Source organism: Roseomonas rosulenta (genome assembly GCF_016106005.1).
Taxonomy (GTDB): domain Bacteria; phylum Pseudomonadota; class Alphaproteobacteria; order Acetobacterales; family Acetobacteraceae; genus Neoroseomonas; species Neoroseomonas rosulenta.
This window is the reverse complement of record NZ_JACADR010000091.1, coordinates 1-15982: the sequence shown is the minus strand read 5'-3', so window position 1 is coordinate 15982 and position 15982 is coordinate 1. Positions and strand designations below refer to the sequence as shown.

Sequence of the window (15982 nt, the reverse complement as noted above, 5' to 3'; positions counted from 1 at the left end):
ACCGCGCCCGCGCCACGCGGTGCGGTGGCGCGCATCGGGCGCGAAGGGGACGACAGCGCCATCCGCTTCGAACAGCGTGGCCCGCCATGCGCGGCGCAACAGCGCCCGGCGGCCCGCCGCGCGGGCCCCGGACGGCGCCGTCGCGGCCGGTGCGGCGCTCACGACAGGTGCAGCAGCATGCCCTTGAGGTAGGCGCTCTCGGGCAGCATGGGGTGCAAGGGGTGGTCGGGACCGGCGCCGCCCATGTGCAGGATCCGCGCCTCGCGGCGGGCGCGGTGCACGCCCCAGGCCACCGCGTCGGCGAATTCGCCCGGCGCGACGTGATGCGAACAGGATGCGATGAACAGAATGCCGCCGCGCTCGGTGAGGGTCGCGGCCAGCCGCGCCAGCTTGCCATAGGCGCGCAGTGCGGCCGGCTGGTCGCGACGCGCCTTGGCGAAGGCGGGCGGGTCGGTGATCACCACGCCGAAGCGCCGTCCCTCGCCGACCATGCGTTCCAGCGTCTCCATCGCCTCGCCGCGCTGCGCCGTCACTGTCGCAACGACACCGTTCAGCGCCGCGGCCTGCATGGCGGTGGCCAGCGCATGCTCGCTGCGGTCGAGCAGCGTCACCTGCGCCGCACCTGCCACCGCGCAGCCGATGCCGAAGCCACCGGTGTGGCAGAAGGCGTCGAGCACCGTCGCACCGCGCGCCAGCCGCGCGACGCGGGCGCGATGTTCGCGCTGGTCGAAGAACCAGCCGGTCTTCTGCCCGCCCAGCAGGTCCACCGGGAAGCGCAGGCCGTTCTCCTCGACCACCGCGCCGGCGGCGTCGCCTTCGAGCAGGCGCGTCTCCTCGGCCAGTCCCTCGAGGCCGCGCACCGCGCTGTCGTTGCGCGCGACGATGCCGCGCGGCCGGATCAGCGCGCGCAGCGCGTCGACGATCATCGGCGTCGCCGCCTCCATGCCCGCCGTATTCGCCTGCAGCGCGACCGCGTCGCCGTAGCGGTCCACCACCAGGCCGGGCAGGCCATCGGCCTCGGCATGCACCAGGCGGTAGTGCTGCGCGTCGAACAGGCGCCCGCGCAGTGCCAGCGCCTCGGCCAGGCGCGCCTCGAACCAGGCGGCGTCGCAGGCGGCCTCGGGGTCGGGCGAGAGGCGCCGCGCGGCAATCAGCGAATGCGGATTGAAGTGCCAGGCACCATGCTTCATGCCGTCATCGCCCTCGAGGCGCACGACACTGCCGGAGGTGAGCGCCTTGGCCGCCGTCGTCATCGCGACCTCGTTGCTGAAGGCCCAGGGATGGCCGGCCTTCACGCGGCGGTCGCGGCCGGGGAGGAGGCGGATTGTCGGGCGTTCGGGCATGCCGCCGCCTAGACCCTCGCGCCGGGTCGGGCAAGCCATCGCCGGGCGCCGCGGCGGCGAAATACTCCAAATATCCGTGCCAAGTATGATTGAATCTTCGACAATCTTGACCATATGCGAATGGCGGCGATTTCCTGCTCGCTATATACGGAATTCTTGTCGTATTTGCAGGACATGCGGGCATTCCCCGCACGGCATCCCCGCCAGGAGCACGGCCCCATGTCCGCTGGCACCCCGAGCGCCTTCGCGCGCCTCTCCGAATCCGCCGCAACGCGCTGGACCGCGGCGAAGCCGCTGCTCCTGGCGCTTGGCGTCGGCCTCGTCGCCGGGCCCATCATCTCCGGCATGGCGGGCTTCCAGATCCGCACGAGCACGGCGCAGACCCTCGCGCACAACGGCGTCGTCGCGCAGCAGGCGATCTTCTGCGACAGCCAGGCCCGGCTCGAGAATGCCGATCCCAAGACGCTCGACTGGTCGGCGCGCAACACGCTGGCGCGGCGTTTCGCCACGCTGCCGCCGGGCGGCGACCGCGTGGACCCCGACGTGGCCCGCGCCTGTGCCGACCGCCTGGCACGGTGAGCGCGATGGACACCCGCGAATCCTCCGAGATCGTCGAGTTCCGCCACCCCTTCATCCTGCGCGCCGGGAACGGCCCGCAGCCCGCCGGGCGCTACATCGTCCACCTGGAGGAGGAAACGCTCGACGGCCTCTCCTTCCAGGCCTGGCGCTGCAAGACCATGACCATCTCGCGCGAGGGCGGCGGCGGCGTGCGCCAGGCGCTGCCGCTGACGCCCACGGAACTTGCCGCCTTGCGCGCCGCCGACGGGCAGGCCGCGTCGTGACGGCCGCCGCACCGGCACCGCCGCGCTGGGACGGCCAGCGCCTCGTCTTCGAGCTGGACATGGAGGGGGGCGGACGCGTGCGCTGCGCCATCTCCCGCCTCGCGCTGCAGGGTGTCACCGGCGGCGGGCGGTTCGAGACATCGCAGGTGATGCAGCGCTTCGGCGCCGCGCGCGAGCGGATCGAGGCCGCCGCCTTCGCCAAGCTGCGCGAGCGCACCAGCGCGCCGCTCGGCATCTTGCACATCTGGGAGGATGACATCCTCGACCCGCCGCCCGCGACCCCGCCTGTCGCCATGCAGGCGACGCGCGAGCGGGGCTGAGGTGGCCGCGGCGCGCCGTCCAGGTTAGAACCGGAGGGCCTGGGCCCGTCGACCGTGCCGCCCCGGCCAGGGGCCGCTCGTCGCGGCGGCCTGCATGTGAGCCGACGCGACCGCGGCGGCCGTCAGGACAATGATTCGCCCGATGCTGGTCTGCCGCGATCTTGCTTCGCTCCGCTCCGCCACCGCCCGGCTGCGGGAGGGAGGCCGCCGGCTGGGGCTGGTGCCGACCATGGGCGCGCTGCATGCGGGGCATCTCGAACTCGTCGCCGCCGCACGGCGCGAGTCCGATGCCGTCGCCGCCTCCATCTTCGTCAACCCGCTGCAATTCGCCGCCAACGAGGACCTGGCACGCTACCCGCGCGACGAGGCGGGCGACCTTGCGAAGCTCGCCGCCGCCGGCTGCGACCTGGTCTGGATGCCGCCGGTCGAGGTGATGTACCCGCCCGGCGCGGCGACCGTCATCGAGGTCGCTGGCCCTTCCGCCGGCTGGGAAGGGGATGCGCGGCCCGGCCATTTCCGCGGCGTGGCGACGGTCTGCGCCAAGCTGTTCCTGCAGACCGGCGCCGAGGTCGCCGCCTTCGGCGAGAAGGATTGGCAGCAATTGCAGGTGGTGACGCGCATGGCGCGCGACCTGGATATCCCCATCCGTATCCTGCCGGTGGCGACGGTGCGCGAGGCGGATGGCCTCGCGATGTCGTCGCGCAACCGGTTCCTGACGGAGGACCAGCGCAGGCGCGCGCCGCTGTTGCATCGCGCCATGACGGACGCGGCGGCGGCGATCGCCGGCGGCGCGCCTGTGGCCGCCACGCTCGCCGCGGCCGAGGCGAAGCTCCATGACGGCGGCTTCGCCCCGGACTACCTGGCGCTGGTGGAGGCAGAGACGCTGCGCGGGCTCGATGTCCGGCGCGCGGATGGGCCGATGCGGATCATCGCCGCGGCGCGGCTCGGCGCGGTGCGGCTGCTGGACAACATCCCGGTTGGCTGACGTGCGGCGGAACACGGCGCAGGCTTCGGGGCCGGCGTGCCGCCATCGGCTGTTGCGGGGCCAGGACGAGCAGGCGTAGCGTCGAGCGCGCTCCATGAGCGAGACGGCCGCGCGCCCGCACCCGCCGCGGGCGGACGGGCGTCGTTCCGGCAGGCACTGTTCGGGAGGACGTGTCGTGATCCTGACCGCAAAGGCCGTGCGCATCGCATTTGCCGTCGCCGCCCTGGCCTTGCCCGCCGCGGGCCGCGCCGCGGCCCAAGGCGCCCCCGGCGCCGCTCCTGCCGAGCGCGCACCCGCCGCCACACTCGATCCCGCCCTGCTGGAGCGCGGCCGATATCTGGTCGAGGTCGTCGCCTTCTGCGGGGCCTGCCACACCACGCGCGGGCCGCAGGGCGAATTGGTGGCGGGCATGGAGCAGGCCGGCGGCCGGATTTTCGAGGAGCGCGGCTTCCGCGCTGTCGCGCCCAACATCACGCCGGACATGGAGACCGGAATCGGCCGCTGGACCGATGCACAGATCGCCGACGCGATCCGCAACGGACGACGGCCGGACGGCTCGTTGATCGGCCCGCCCATGCCGGTCGAGTCCTATCGCGGCATCGCCGACCGCGACCTCGCCGCCATGGTCGCCTACCTGCGCACGGTGCCGCCCGTGCGCCACGCGGTCGCGGAGCGATCCCGCTATCCCTTCGCGCTGGCGCCGCATGGCGCCCCGGTCACCTCGGTCCCGGCGCCACCAGGCGATGACACGGTCAGGCGCGGGGAATACATCGCGGTCGCGCTCGCGCACTGCATGGACTGCCATTCGGGGCAGATCTCGGAAGGCCGCCGCGATCCGGCGCGCACGGGCGCGACCGGCCTGCTCCTGGAAGGGCCCTGGGGCGTCGTGGTGGCGCGCAACATCAGCTCCCATCCCGAGCTCGGCCTTGGACGCTGGACGGATGAGCAGATCATCGGCGCGATCACGCGCGGGGTATCGGCCGATGGCCGGCGCCTTGCGCCGCCGATGGGCGGCCGCGCGCCGGTCTGGGCGCGTATCGCGCCGGCGGACCTGCGCGACCTTGTCGCGTATATCCGCGCGCTGCCGCCGCAGGATCCTTGAAGGAGAGCGCGCGGCCACGACCCGCGCGCTGCCAGCGCGCCATCTATCCGCGCGCTGCCAGCGCGCCATCTATCCGCGCGCTGCCAGCGCGCCATCTATCCGCGCGCTGCCAGCGCGACGCCCGACAGCGTCAGTCCCAGCGCCGTCGCTTCCCGCCAGCCGAAGGGCTCGCCCAGGACAAGAGCCGCGCCCGCCACGCCCACCATCGGCGTCAGCAGCGTGCCCAGCGAGGCCAGTGAAGCCGGCAGGCGCCGCAACGCGGCGAACCACGACAGGTAGCACAGGCCCAGCGCGAAGACCCCGCCATAGGCGATCAGCCCCCAGCCCTGCACCGACAGCGCGCCGAAGGCCGGCGGGTCGAACACCAGCGCCAGCGCCGCGAGCGGAGCAATGCCCACGCCCACCTGCCACACCGCCCCCGCGGTCGGCGGCAGGCCGAGCGGCCAGCGCTTCGTCACCACCGTCCCGAGCGAAAACAGCACCGCCGAACCGAGCCCCAGCGCTACCCCCGGCAGCTTGTCGAGACCGACCGCCAGCCCCTGCCCCAGCACCAGCAGCGAAAGGCCGCCCATCGCCAGCAGCAGCCCGGCGATACGCGCCCGGCCAGGGCGCTCGCCCAGGATCGCCCAGGCCATCAGCACCGCCCAGACGGGCATGGTGTAGCAGACGATCGTCGCCTCCGCCGCCGAGAGCCACAGCAGGGCGAAGGAAGCAAGGCCCATCCAGGCCGTCACATTCAGCAGGGAGGCCACCAGCAGCCGCGGCCAAAGCGCCGCCGGCACCGCCAGGCTCTCCCGCCGCAGCAGCGCGACCGCCAATAGGACGGAGCAGCCGAGCATGCCATGCGCCGCGCGGGTCGAGAGCACCGGCAGTTCCGCCAGCAGCAGCTTCATCGCCGGCCAGTTCAGCCCCCAGCCGATGGTGGTGGCGACCAGCAGCACCAGCCCTGCCGCATCCGGCCGCGGCGCGGGGCGCGCCATCAGAACCTGTAGCGCGCGCCGACCGACAGGAAATCAGCCCCGTTGGTGGACCCGTTGATCAGCCCGAAGGCGCCCGAGCGATGGTGCAGACGGAACAGCACCTCGAGCTCCGGCAGGGCGGGAGCGGCGAAGGTCAGTTCCAGCGCGAAGTAGTTCAGCCAGTTCGCCGAGCGGCCATCCTTCGAAACTTCCGAGGGCAAGAGATTGGCCACCTAGGACGGCCCGATCGGATAGACCGCGAAGGTGGTGCGCAGGTGGCGGTTCCAGGGAAACTCCGTCCAGCGCAGCGCCAGCGCGGCATAGGCCTCGAAGCTGTCATTGTCGCCGAAGCGACGGCCGACGCCGCCTTCCACCTCGATGTCGAGATGACGGAAGATCGTCGCGAGCCGCCGGTTGTAGGACAGGGTGACGAGGTAGATGTTCTCCGTGCGCGTATCCCAGGGCGAGGTCACGATGTCGCTGAAGACATCCGACGAATAGAGGCCGGCGAAGATCGCCACGCCGTTGTCGCGGCGCGGCGGCGGCGGCGATTCCTCGGCCATGGCGGGCAGCGCGGCCGCGAGCGCGCAGGCGCCGAGCGCGCAGCGGAGCGCCGCCACGATCAATGCATGAACTCCGGCTCCTCGCGGGTCAGGATGCGCTTGATGCTCTCGAGGTGCAGGCGCGCGCTCTCGCGGTCGCCCTCGCGCATCTGGGCGTAGGTGCGCGCGGCGAGTTCGGGCGGCACGGGCTTGAGCGGCCGTCCGGTCGCCATCGCCATGCGCTGCACCTCCGCCGCGCGCTCGAGGTAGTACAGGTCGTCCCAGGCTTCGGCGATCGACCCGCCGACCACCATGACGCCGTGGTTCTTCATGAAGACGATGTCGGCATCGCCGATGCTGGCGGCGATGCGGTCGCCTTCCTTCTCGTCCAGCGCCAGGCCGCCATATTCCTCGTCGACCAGCGTGCGGCCGTAGAACTTCAGCGCGCTCTGGCCGGCCCAGACCAGCGGCGGGCCTTCCAGCATGGCGAGCGCCGTCGCATTCGGCATGTGGGTGTGGAAGGCGGCCTTGGCGCGTGGCTTGTTCAGGTGCACGCGGGCATGGATGAAGAAGGCGGTGGCCTCCGGCACCCCTTCGCCGGCGATCACGTTGCCATGGAAGTCGCAGACCAGCAGGCGCGACGCGGTGATCTCGCTGAACGCCCAGCCATAGGGGTTGACCAGGAACAGGTCGTCACGCCCGGGCACCACGAAGGAGAAGTGGTTGCAGATGCCCTCGTGCAATCCGAGCCGCGCGGCCATGCGGAAGCAGGCGGCGAGGTCGATGCGCGCCTGGCGCACCGCGTCGGCGTCGAGTTCCGTGTTGCGCAGGATGGCGGGCGCAGCGGGCGCGCCGAGGGCATGGGCCATGGCCGTGTCTCCGGGATGATTCCGAAGGTTCCCCCAGCGGGGCGGCGCGGGCAAGATGGCGTCATGACGGCACCCCCGATCGCCGGCGTGCTCGAAACCGCGCTCTATGTCGCGGACCTGCCGCGCGCGCGGCGCTTCTACGAGCAGGTCCTCGGCCTTTCGCCCATGTTCGCCGACGATCGCCTGGCCGCCTATCCGGTCGGGCGGTCGGTCCTGCTGCTGTTCCTGAAGGGTGCGACCGCCGAGGCCATCGTGCTGCCCGGCGGCACCATCCCGCCGCATGGCGGTTCAGGGGCGATCCATTTCGCGCTCGCGGTCGCCGCGGCGGACCTGCCGGCCTGGGAGGCACGGCTTGCCGCCCATGGCGTGGCCGAGGAGGCGCGCACGCACTGGCCGCGCGGCGGCACCAGCGTGTACTTCCGCGACCCCGACGGCCATCTCGGCGAGTTCGCGACGCCGGGCATCTGGCCCAACGAGAACTGAGGAACCCCATGCACCGACGCCTGCTGCTCGCCATTCTGGGCGCACCGGCCATCGCTCGCGCGCAGGTCGGCGCGCCGCTCCGCGTGCTCGGCACCGGCGCTGTCTCTGCCGCGGCACAGGACCTCGCATCCGGCTTCACGGCGCGGACGGGGCGGACCGTGGTGATCGCCACGGCCAATGCCGGCGTCGCGGCGCGGCGCCTGCGCGAGGGCGAGGCGGCGGATCTCATGCTGAACAGCGCCGACCAGGTGGGGCGGCTCACCGCCGACGGGCTGCTCGATGGAACGACGACGCGCGAGCTCGGCCGCATGCTGATCGGCGTCGCGGTAGGCGACGGCGCGCCGCGCCCTGACATCTCGACCGAAGCGGCGCTGCGCGCGGCGATCCTGGCCGCGCCGACGATCGCGCATTCCGACCCGGCGACCGGCGCAACCGCCGGCACGCATGCCGCGCGCCTTGTCGAACGCCTGGGCATCGCGGATCAGATGCGCGCCCGCACGCTGGTCTTCCCCGGGGGCGGCGCGGCGGTGCAGGCGGTGGCGGAGGGGCGCGCCGCCCTCGCGCTCACGCAGGTCAGCGAGATCATCGCGGTGCCAGGTGCGGTGCTGGTCGGCCCGCTGCCCGACAGCGCGCAACTGGTCACGTCCTACCTCGCCGCCATGACGACGCGCGCGGCGGATCGCGCGGGCGCGGCGGCCTTCCTGGCCGTCCTGACCGCGCCCGAGGGGCAGGCGCGATTCCGCGCGGCGGGCTTTGCGGTTGGCTGACCCCCTGTTCGGCGCTGCTGCGCGTGGCATGATGCCGGGCAAGAACGACCAACCGGAGGAAGCACCATGAACCGCAGGCATCTGCTCGGCGCCGCCGCCGCGCTGCCGCTCACCGCCATCCGCCCCTCCGAGGGGCGCGCGCAATCCGGTATCTCGGACGGTGTGGTCAAGATCGGCGTGCTCGACGACATGTCGGGCGTCTTCGCCGACCAGCAGGGCATGGGGGACGTCGTCTCCGCCCGCATGGCGATCGAGGATTTCGGCGGGCGCGTGAACGGCATGCCCATCGAACTGGTCTATGGCGACCTGCAGAACCGCGCCGATGTCGGGCTCGCGGTGGCGCGGCGCTGGTATGACCAGGAACGCGTGGACGCGATCTTCGGCCTGGGGAATTCGGCAGTGGCGCTGGCGGTGCAAAACCTGGCGCGCGAGAAGCAGAAGATCGACGTGGTGATCGCCGCCGGCACCACCGACCTGACCGGGCCGGCCTGCTCGCCTTTTGGCGTGCACTGGACCTACGACAACTACGCCCTGTCGCGCGGCACGGTGGGCGCGGTCATGGCGGGCGGCGGGCGGCGCTGGTACTTCATCACCTCCGACTACGCCTTCGGGCATTCGCTGGAAGCCAACGCCACCGCGGCGATCCGCGGACTGGGCGGGCAGGTGGTGGGCAGCTCCCGCGCGCCGCTTGGCGAGACGGACTATTCGTCGCACCTGGTGCGTGCCGCGGGGTCGGGGGCGAACGTGGTGGGCATCGCCGCGGCGGGCACCGACTTCATCAACATCGTGAAGCAGATGGGCGAGTTCGGCCTGGCGCGCCGCGGCATCCAGCCGGCGGCGCTGCTCTGCCTGCTGACCAACGTGAAGGCGATCGGGCTCGACACCGCGCAGGGCATGGTCTTCACCGAGGCCTATTACTGGGACCAGAACGACCAGACGCGCGCCTTCTCCAACCGCTTCGCCCGCATCCATGGCCGCCCGCCGACCATGTTCCAGGCCAGCATGTGGGGCGCGGTCACGCACTACCTGAAGGCGGTGCAGGCGGCCGGCACCGATGCCGCGGCGCCAGTGATGGCAAAGATGCGCGAGACGCCGATCAACGACTTCATGACCAGCAACGGCAGCATCCGCGCCGATGGCCGCGTCATCCGCGACATGTACCTGATGCGCGCGAAGCAGCCCGCCCAGGCGCGCGGCGAATGGGACCTGCTCGAGGTGGTGCAGACCATTCCGGGCAACGAGGCCTATCGCCCGCTCGCCGAGGGCGGCTGCCCGCTGGTGAGGTAGGCCTCGGCCGCGCGGCGCGCGGCGTTCGCCGCCGCATGCGCCGCGCGGATCGGGCCCGGCAGGCGGCGCCCGTCGCAGGCTGCGCGCACAAGCGCCTCGGCCGTCTCCAGCGAGACGCGATGGCCGATCGAGACATAGATCGGCCGCGCCCCGCGCCGAATCCGCAGCGCGGTCCCGATGCGCTCGCCCTTCCACAGGAGGGGCGCGGCATCGCCGGCGTTCGGACCGGGTTCGCCCTCGCCGACCAGCCGCGATTTCGCGACGCCGATGGTCGGCACGTCCAGCACCACGCCGAGATGCGTCGCGAGGCCGAGCCCACGCGGATGCGCCAGCCCCTGCCCGTCCACCAGCAGCAGTCCCGGCTTCGGGTCGAGCCGCGCCCAGGCAGCGACCAGCGCCGGCACCTCGCGAAAGCCGAGATAGCCCGGCACATAGGGGAAGTCGGCGGCACGGCTTTCGCTTGCCGTTGCCATCAAGCCGCCCGCGGCATCTATCGTGACCACCGCCGCATGGACGCGCCGACGCGGGTCGAAGCGCGTGTTCGACACGTCGGCCGCACCGATCCGCGGTCGCGCCGGCAGGTCGTCGCGCGCGACCACGCGCGCCGCCATCTCGGCCTGCGCCGCGCGCGCCTGGGCGACGGTTCCAGGGAGCAGCCAGTGCGGCGGGATCTGCGGCGTCATCCGCCGCAGAGTGGCACGGATCAGAGGCCGCCGGCGAAGCGCAGCCGTGCGAGGATGGCATGCGACGTACCGCGCTGGCCCGTCTCGTCATCGACATACAGTGCATACTGGTAGCCGACATCGAGGCTGAAGCCGGAGCCGAGCTCGCGCCCGACCGATCCCTCGAACCAGTCCTGCGCGGGCACAGGATCGAGGCTGCGCTTCTGCCGCAGCTGCTGCCACGCCACGGTGCCGCGCCAGCGCCCGATGCGGTGCTGCAGGCCGAGCGTGGTGAAGGTAAGCCTCTCGCTTAGCGTGGTCTCGGCGGTGCCCGTGACGTCCTCGCCGGTGTCGGGATCGGTGGAGAGGGTCTCGACCTCGACGCGCGGGCGGCCGCCGGCGTTGCGGAACTGTACGCCCTCGGCGAAGATCAGGGTGGACTGCGCGGCGTTCCAGCGGTGCTCGTAGCGCAGACCCGCGGCATAGCCCCATTCGCGCGCCGTCCCGTCCGAGCCCGGTGCCTGGGAGATCACCGCCAGGTGGTAGGAGAAGCCGGGCAGGAACGGCATGCGGTCGCCGTCCAGCGCCACGGCAAAGTTGTTGAAGGTGCCATTGTTGCCTGGCCCACCCTGCGCCAGCGTGTTGCGGTTGTAGCGCTCGTAGCGCTCGTTGCAGCAGCGCCGCGGCGTCAGGTAGGTCCCGGTCAGGACGGTGCGGTCCAGGGTGAACACGGCAGCCGAGACGTCATGCGTGCCGAAGCGCGGGTCGTCCAGCCAGGTCCAGGTGCCGGCGATCCCGAGCGACTGGTCCACCAGGTAGACCTCATGCGCGCGGACATTGGCGAGGATGCCGGGGAAGTCATGGTAGCCGCGGCCGAAGGGCGCCACGAAGATGCCCGCCTGGAGCGACAGCGCCTGGTCCGGCTTCCACTGGACGTGGAGTTGCTCGAAGAACAGCGCCTGGCGGCGGAAGCCAATCACGCCGCCATCGGGGAAGCCGCCGGTCGAATCGCCCTCGCCGATCGGCTCGGTCACGAGCACGCCCTGGATGGAGAGGGTCTCGCTCAGCGACAGGCCCATGGCCACCTCGCCGAACAGGAAGACGCTGGCGCCGCGCCGCGAGGGGTCGCTTGCGCGCGTGGTACCGACGCCGATCATGCTCATGTCGATCTCGGCGTTGAGCTGCGGGAAGCGCACCTCCTGCGCGGCGGCGGGCAGGGCGGCGGCGATCAGCGCCGCGGCCATCAGCGCCCGGCTCATGCGGCGCCGCCGCGCATCGCCGGCACCAGCAGCCCGACATTATGGCGGAACATTGCCTCGTAGTCCGGCGCGGGGCCGCCAGGGCCGGACAGCGCATCGGCGAAGAGCCGCCCACCCACGGTGACGGCGGCCTCGGCGGCGATTCGGCGCAGCGTGGCTGGATTCGCCATATTCTCCAGGAAGACCGCGGTGATGCGCTGGTCGCGGATCTGGCGGATCAGCCGCCCGACCTCGGCCGCCGAGGGTTCGGATTCGGTCGAGACGCCCTGCGGTGCGAGGAACTCGATGCCATAGGCGGCGCCAAAATAGCCGAAGGCGTCGTGGCTGGTGACGACCCGGCGCCGTGCCTCGGGCACGCTCGCGACCTCGCTGCGCACCCAGCGGTCTAGCGTCGTGAGGCGCGCGGCGAAGGCCCCGGCATTGGCGCGGTAGGTCGCGTCGCCGCCGGGATCGGCGGCGGCGAGGGCCGCGGCGATGTTGCGCAGGTAGACCTGGCCGAAGCGCAGATCCTGCCAGGCATGCGGGTCGGGCACGTTGCGTGGGCCGACGCTGTGCGACTGCCGCCGCTCGGCGCCGCCATGGGCGTGGTTGTGCGCGTGGGCCGCCGTGCTGCGCGGGGTGATGCCCTCAGTGGCGGTGGCGACAGCGCCGCGGAAGCCCGCCGCGCGCACCAGACGGTCCATCCATGCGTCGAAGCCGAGGCCGTTACGGATGACGAGGCGCGCATCGCGGAGTACCGCGACATCCGACGGGCGCGGTTGGAAGCCGTGCGCATCGACGTCGGGGCCGGCGATGACGCGCAGCGCGATGCGATCGCCGCCGATGCGCGCGGTGATGTCGCCCAGGATGGAAAAGGACGCGACGACCGGCATCGGCGCGGCCTGGGCGACGGCGCGGGTGGCGAGCGCCAGCGCCGGGAGCGAAAGCAGGGAGCGACGGTTCACGGAGGCGTGCTTTCTAATATGTTATACTATAACGCTACTGAGGCCGTTCGGGGTTGGCAAGCCCTGGCCGTCGCAGGACCCCGCCCCGAGCCACGGCCGCGCGCCTGCCCTTGGGCACGCCGAAGGCGCTGGACCTCCTGTCAGGACGCCCACCCGGCCCCGCCGGCGGGTCTTGCCTCGCGGCCACCGTTTCCAAGCCGCAAGGGCCGGGGCCCGGGCGCAGTCTCGCCGCAGGCTCATCCCGCCGCGGCTTCACCGGCCAGGCCGGCCGACCGTCCGCCCCTCAGCGCCCAAAGAGCCGCCGCAGCCAGGCGACGATCCCGCCGCCGGTGATATCGCGCCGCTGGTGCGTCGCGTGCGGGCGGCGCGCCGGCGGCGGCAGGGCACTGGCCACCGTGTGCCGCCCGGCATCCTGCGCCGCCACCAGCCGGCGTTCCAGCGCGATCACCTGGCTCACCGCCTCGGGCGGGGAGAGGCGGGCGAGTTCGGCGGCGGTCGCTTCCGCATCCTCCCATGCCTCGGCCCGGCGCAGCGCATCGACGACGCGCACGGTCTGCTCGGCATCGAGCGGCGGGCCTGAGCGCCACAGCGCCACCGCCTCCTGCCGCCAGGCGCGCGCCAGCTCCGGCTTGCCGGCGTCATCGGCCACCCAGGCGGCCTGCAGGGTCGCCTCGGCGGCGGCATGCAGGGCACCGGTCTCCTCCAGCACATGCCCCCAGGCCAGGAAGCGGCGCGCCAGCGGCGGGTGCGAGGCATCGGCGATCAGCGCGCGAAAGGGTGCGGCCGAGACCGCCGCCGCCGCGGCCGGATGCGCCTTGGCGATGGAAGGCGCGGCATAGCCGCAATGCGGGCATTGCTGCAGCCAGCGCGACATGGTCGAGCGCACCGGCTCGCCCGGCCGCAGGTCGAGGTCCGGCGCCTGTTCGGGGGGCGGCGGGCGGAAGGCCGGCTGGCGGCTCTCACGCCCACAGACGCCGCAGGCGACGTGCCCGGCGGCGGCGGAACGCGGGGAGGTGGACGGCGTCTCGGCCATGGAACCGTCATCCTAGACCAGAAATCGCTGCGCCGGAATCGCGACCGCGGCGGGCGCCCCATTGCGAAGCAACGCCCGGTTGGGCACATGATCGCCGCCATGCCCCGCGGCGACCTTTTTCCCGACATCGCGCCTTACGAAACCGGCTTGCTGCCGCTCTCCGGGGGGCATGTCATGTATTGGGAGCAAGTCGGCAATCCGCGTGGACAGCCCGTGCTGTTCCTGCATGGCGGGCCCGGCGCCGGGGCGGGTACGGTGCATCGCCGCTTCTTCGACCCCGGGCACTGGCGCGTGGTGATCTTCGACCAGCGCGGGGCGGGCCGTTCGCGGCCGCTGGGCGAGCTGCGGGAGAACACCACCCCGCACCTGGTCGGCGATATCGAGACCCTGCGCCGCTTCCTCGGCATCGAGCGCTGGCTGCTGTTCGGCGGGTCCTGGGGTTCGACCCTCGCCCTCGCCTATGCGCAGGAACATCCCGAACGGGTGATGGGCTGCGTCCTGCGCGGCGTCTTCCTGGGCCGGCAGGAGGAAGTCGCATGGTTCCTCACCGGCCTGAAGCGGGTCTTCCCCGATGCCTGGGCGGCCTTCGCCGAGCATCTGCCGCCGGAGGAGCGCGAGGATCTGCTCGGCTCCTACCTGAAGCGGCTGTGCCACCCCGATCCGGCGGTGCACCTGCCGGCGGCACGCGCCTGGAGCCAGTACGAGGGGTCGTGCTCGACCCTGCTGCCTTCGCCCGAGACGGTGGCGTCCTTCGCGCAGGACCGCACGGCACTGGGCCTGGCGCGGATCGAGGCGCATTACTTCGCGCATGACCTGTTCCTGCCCGAGGAGGGGCTGCTCGGACGGGTCGGGCGGCTGGCGGGGATTCCCGCGGAGATCGTGCAGGGCCGCTACGACATGGTCTGCCCGCCCGAGACCGCCTTCGAACTGGCGGCAGCCTGGCCGGGCGCGCGGCTCACGGTGGTGCCGGATGCGGGGCATTCGGCGCTGGAGCCAGGGGTACGGACGGCGCTGGTGGGCGCGGTGGAGCGGTTCCGGCGGCGGTGACCGCGTGGTATGCTGTCGACGGTGGGTCCCCGTAGCTCAGCAGGATAGAGCACAGGATTCCTAATCCTGGGGCCGTGAGTTCGAATCTCGCCGGGGACGCCACATTTTCTCACCGTTTGCGGGAATCTATCCGACACCGCTGATTGTCCCCGGGATACGCGGGGGATACCTACGGCACTTCGTATCCCCGAGGGTTCGGCCGGGGCGATTGAGGCCGGGGCCAGCTTACCCCGTCCGCGGGTCGCCCCCCCTCGGCGCTCGGGGCTGGCCCCCCTGATTGCCTGGGCTATCCACATCCAGGCCATCGCACGCGATGTTCCGCGCGGATGTCCCCCCTCGTTGCGTCGTCCTATGGGGACCGTCCCCATGCGCCGGCTATTCAAACAACGCGCGCCCATGGTTCGGTCGTGGCCCTGCCCGCCCAGACACCCAGGAGGACGAGCGTGCCGACCCCGGATGACGCCAGCGGCCGCCAACCGATCCCGACGCACATCGGAGTTGATGGTGCCGAGGAAGCTGTCGCTTCGCGGAATCATCACCCGACGGCTGACGACACGCCCCCGGATGACGACGAAGACGACGAGCCGGAAACGCCCGAGGAGCAAACCGCAATCCTGCGGGCGGTGAAGGACAAGAGCGCGCTCGAACGGTACCACGCCGTGGCGTTCCTGTTCCCAGCACGGGAGGAGGATCGCGCGGCACTTGAGGACTCCATTCGCCGCGACGGCTTGTTGCAGCCGATCCGCCGCTGGCGCGGCAAGATTGTGGACGGATACCTGCGCCACGAAATCTGTGAGCGACTGGGGATCGAGGCGCGCTTCGAGGATCTCGACCCGGAGCTGCCCGAGGTGGAGATCATCGAACGCGTCTATGGGTGGAATTTCGCCCGTCGCCATCTAACGACGAGCGAGCGCACGCTCATGGCGACGATGCTGACCGATTTCCGTTCGTTACGGGAACGGGAGGGAAATGGGGCAAATTTGCCCCACCTCCTCACCGTCAAGATCGCGGCCAAGGTATTCAGGGTCAGCGAGCGCGGCATCAAGGAGATGCGGGCCGTGCTCAGGAGTCGCGAGGACGATCTGTTCCCAGAAGACGCGGCCGAGGGGAGCATCGTGGCATTGCTCCGCGACGTGATGCGGCTGCGGCGTCGGGATCGGGAAAAGGCGCTCAGGCGTTACGGCAATCACGCCCGTCGGCAGGTATTGAGACAGCAGCTGCTGCGACAAACCACGGCACGGCCACGAGAGGCTGCCGCGCAGGAGATCCCTGCGAAACGCCTTGCTGAGCGACAGATGGGCTGATTCGCTGAGCCTGGTGATGGCAGTTGTGAGGCGGAGATGGGTCAGCGTCGGATCGGACAGGCGAGCTTGGCGGAGGCGCTTCTGCCGGCAGGGGCGGGTTCCAATCGTCGTCTGGACTGCATTGTCGGCCTGATCGACTGGGCGCCGATGGAGCGCCTGCTGGCGCCGCTGCGCGCACCCACCGGCCGGCCCGGCTACCCGCCGCTGGCGCTGTTCCGCGCGCTGCTGCTGGCG

Annotated in this window: 19 protein-coding genes and 1 tRNA gene; 11 read left to right on the top strand and 9 right to left on the bottom strand. The window is 71.9% G+C overall.

Annotation, left to right across the window (positions count from 1 at the left end; all coding sequences use genetic code 11):
- Positions 1–158: 158 nt before the first annotated feature.
- Entirely contained in the window at positions 159–1343 is a 1185-nt protein-coding gene (locus HW578_RS12915; protein ID WP_198370959.1) for a class I SAM-dependent rRNA methyltransferase, read from the bottom strand.
- Positions 1344–1562: 219 nt separating this feature from the next.
- Between HW578_RS12915 and HW578_RS12910 the strand changes: the two genes are divergently transcribed.
- The 5 genes from HW578_RS12910 (at position 1563) to HW578_RS12890 (ending at position 4592) form a co-directional block, all read left to right on the top strand.
- Entirely contained in the window at positions 1563–1922 is a 360-nt protein-coding gene (locus tag HW578_RS12910) for a hypothetical protein (protein WP_198370958.1), read from the top strand.
- Between the two features lie 5 nt (positions 1923–1927).
- Positions 1928–2185: a hypothetical protein gene (locus HW578_RS12905; protein ID WP_198370957.1), complete on the top strand. Its 258-nt coding sequence runs from the start codon at positions 1928–1930 to the stop codon at positions 2183–2185.
- On the top strand, positions 2182–2505 hold the full coding sequence (locus HW578_RS28220) for a DUF1488 family protein (RefSeq protein WP_198370956.1): 324 nt from the start codon (positions 2182–2184) through the stop codon (positions 2503–2505). The genes HW578_RS12905 and HW578_RS28220 overlap by 4 nt, the downstream gene beginning before the upstream one ends.
- Positions 2506–2647: 142 nt before the next feature.
- Complete coding sequence (gene panC, locus HW578_RS12895) at positions 2648–3490, top strand: pantoate--beta-alanine ligase (protein WP_198370955.1); 843 nt, start codon at positions 2648–2650, stop codon at positions 3488–3490.
- A 175-nt stretch (positions 3491–3665) separates the two neighbouring features.
- A complete protein-coding gene (locus HW578_RS12890; protein WP_198370954.1) occupies positions 3666–4592 on the top strand; it encodes a c-type cytochrome in 927 nt (308 codons plus the stop codon).
- Positions 4593–4687: 95 nt separating this feature from the next.
- On the opposite strand, the gene HW578_RS12885 is transcribed toward HW578_RS12890, so the two are convergent.
- Genes HW578_RS12885 through HW578_RS12870 form a run of 4 tightly spaced genes read right to left on the bottom strand, consistent with a single transcriptional unit; the run spans position 4688 to position 6962 of the window.
- The gene (locus HW578_RS12885; protein WP_198370953.1) at positions 4688–5572 is read right to left on the bottom strand and encodes a DMT family transporter; all 885 of its coding nucleotides are present in this window, start codon (positions 5570–5572) and stop codon (positions 4688–4690) included.
- Positions 5572–5784 (bottom strand): hypothetical protein, encoded by a 213-nt coding sequence (locus HW578_RS12880; RefSeq protein WP_232478921.1) that lies wholly within the window; start codon positions 5782–5784, stop codon positions 5572–5574. Before HW578_RS12880 ends, HW578_RS12885 begins: the two co-directional genes overlap by 1 nt.
- A complete protein-coding gene (locus HW578_RS12875) occupies positions 5785–6171 on the bottom strand; it encodes a hypothetical protein (protein WP_198370951.1) in 387 nt (128 codons plus the stop codon).
- Positions 6172–6173: 2 nt separating this feature from the next.
- Positions 6174–6962 carry an aldolase gene (locus tag HW578_RS12870; protein ID WP_198370950.1) on the bottom strand — a complete coding sequence of 263 codons (789 nt, stop codon included), beginning with the start codon at positions 6960–6962 and terminating at the stop codon, positions 6174–6176.
- 63 nt (positions 6963–7025) lie between these two features.
- Between HW578_RS12870 and HW578_RS12865 the strand changes: the two genes are divergently transcribed.
- From HW578_RS12865 to HW578_RS12855, 3 genes are all read left to right on the top strand, one after another.
- The gene (locus HW578_RS12865; protein WP_198370949.1) at positions 7026–7445 is read left to right on the top strand and encodes a VOC family protein; all 420 of its coding nucleotides are present in this window, start codon (positions 7026–7028) and stop codon (positions 7443–7445) included.
- Between the two features lie 8 nt (positions 7446–7453).
- Positions 7454–8212, top strand: coding sequence for a molybdate ABC transporter substrate-binding protein (locus tag HW578_RS12860; protein WP_198370948.1), 759 nt, complete (start codon positions 7454–7456; stop codon positions 8210–8212).
- Positions 8213–8278: 66 nt separating this feature from the next.
- Positions 8279–9499: an ABC transporter substrate-binding protein gene (locus tag HW578_RS12855; protein ID WP_198370947.1), complete on the top strand. Its 1221-nt coding sequence runs from the start codon at positions 8279–8281 to the stop codon at positions 9497–9499.
- Here the strand turns inward: HW578_RS12855 and HW578_RS12850 are convergent.
- The 4 genes from HW578_RS12850 to HW578_RS12835 all read right to left on the bottom strand — a co-directional run bounded on the left by HW578_RS12850 (position 9457) and on the right by HW578_RS12835 (position 13397).
- Complete coding sequence (locus HW578_RS12850; RefSeq protein ID WP_198370946.1) at positions 9457–10182, bottom strand: endonuclease V; 726 nt, start codon at positions 10180–10182, stop codon at positions 9457–9459. The genes HW578_RS12855 and HW578_RS12850 overlap by 43 nt on opposite strands.
- A 20-nt stretch (positions 10183–10202) precedes the next feature.
- On the bottom strand, positions 10203–11420 hold the full coding sequence (locus HW578_RS12845) for a hypothetical protein (protein ID WP_198370945.1): 1218 nt from the start codon (positions 11418–11420) through the stop codon (positions 10203–10205).
- The gene (locus tag HW578_RS12840; RefSeq protein WP_198370944.1) at positions 11417–12364 is read right to left on the bottom strand and encodes a metal ABC transporter solute-binding protein, Zn/Mn family; all 948 of its coding nucleotides are present in this window, start codon (positions 12362–12364) and stop codon (positions 11417–11419) included. The genes HW578_RS12845 and HW578_RS12840 overlap by 4 nt, the downstream gene beginning before the upstream one ends.
- Before the next feature lie 283 nt (positions 12365–12647).
- Positions 12648–13397, bottom strand: a complete 750-nt coding sequence (locus HW578_RS12835; RefSeq protein WP_198370943.1) for a hypothetical protein — start codon at positions 13395–13397, stop codon at positions 12648–12650.
- Between the two features lie 99 nt (positions 13398–13496).
- Here HW578_RS12835 and pip point away from each other — a divergent pair, with 99 nt between their 5' ends.
- The 3 genes from pip (at position 13497) to HW578_RS12820 (ending at position 15748) form a co-directional block, all read left to right on the top strand.
- Positions 13497–14444, top strand: coding sequence for a prolyl aminopeptidase (gene pip, locus HW578_RS12830; protein ID WP_198370942.1), 948 nt, complete (start codon positions 13497–13499; stop codon positions 14442–14444).
- 25 nt (positions 14445–14469) lie between these two features.
- Positions 14470–14546: transfer RNA gene (locus HW578_RS12825), tRNA-Arg, on the top strand.
- Positions 14547–14887: 341 nt separating this feature from the next.
- A complete protein-coding gene (locus HW578_RS12820) occupies positions 14888–15748 on the top strand; it encodes a ParB N-terminal domain-containing protein (protein WP_198370941.1) in 861 nt (286 codons plus the stop codon).
- Positions 15749–15982: the final 234 nt, after the last annotated feature.

Excerpts from the sequence above, each read along its gene's own strand:
- HW578_RS12915 (WP_198370959.1), bottom strand. The coding sequence starts at position 1,343 with ATGCCCGAACGCCCGACAATCCGCCTCCTCCCCGGCCGCGACCGCCGC.
- HW578_RS12910 (WP_198370958.1), top strand. The coding sequence starts at position 1,563 with ATGTCCGCTGGCACCCCGAGCGCCTTCGCGCGCCTCTCCGAATCCGCC.
- HW578_RS12905 (WP_198370957.1), top strand. The coding sequence starts at position 1,928 with ATGGACACCCGCGAATCCTCCGAGATCGTCGAGTTCCGCCACCCCTTC.
- panC (WP_198370955.1), top strand. The coding sequence starts at position 2,648 with ATGCTGGTCTGCCGCGATCTTGCTTCGCTCCGCTCCGCCACCGCCCGG.
- HW578_RS12885 (WP_198370953.1), bottom strand. The coding sequence starts at position 5,572 with ATGGCGCGCCCCGCGCCGCGGCCGGATGCGGCAGGGCTGGTGCTGCTG.
- HW578_RS12870 (WP_198370950.1), bottom strand. The coding sequence starts at position 6,962 with ATGGCCCATGCCCTCGGCGCGCCCGCTGCGCCCGCCATCCTGCGCAAC.
- HW578_RS12865 (WP_198370949.1), top strand. The coding sequence starts at position 7,026 with ATGACGGCACCCCCGATCGCCGGCGTGCTCGAAACCGCGCTCTATGTC.
- HW578_RS12860 (WP_198370948.1), top strand. The coding sequence starts at position 7,454 with ATGCACCGACGCCTGCTGCTCGCCATTCTGGGCGCACCGGCCATCGCT.
- HW578_RS12855 (WP_198370947.1), top strand. The coding sequence starts at position 8,279 with ATGAACCGCAGGCATCTGCTCGGCGCCGCCGCCGCGCTGCCGCTCACC.
- HW578_RS12850 (WP_198370946.1), bottom strand. The coding sequence starts at position 10,182 with ATGACGCCGCAGATCCCGCCGCACTGGCTGCTCCCTGGAACCGTCGCC.
- HW578_RS12845 (WP_198370945.1), bottom strand. The coding sequence starts at position 11,420 with ATGAGCCGGGCGCTGATGGCCGCGGCGCTGATCGCCGCCGCCCTGCCC.
- HW578_RS12835 (WP_198370943.1), bottom strand. The coding sequence starts at position 13,397 with ATGGCCGAGACGCCGTCCACCTCCCCGCGTTCCGCCGCCGCCGGGCAC.
- pip (WP_198370942.1), top strand. The coding sequence starts at position 13,497 with ATGCCCCGCGGCGACCTTTTTCCCGACATCGCGCCTTACGAAACCGGC.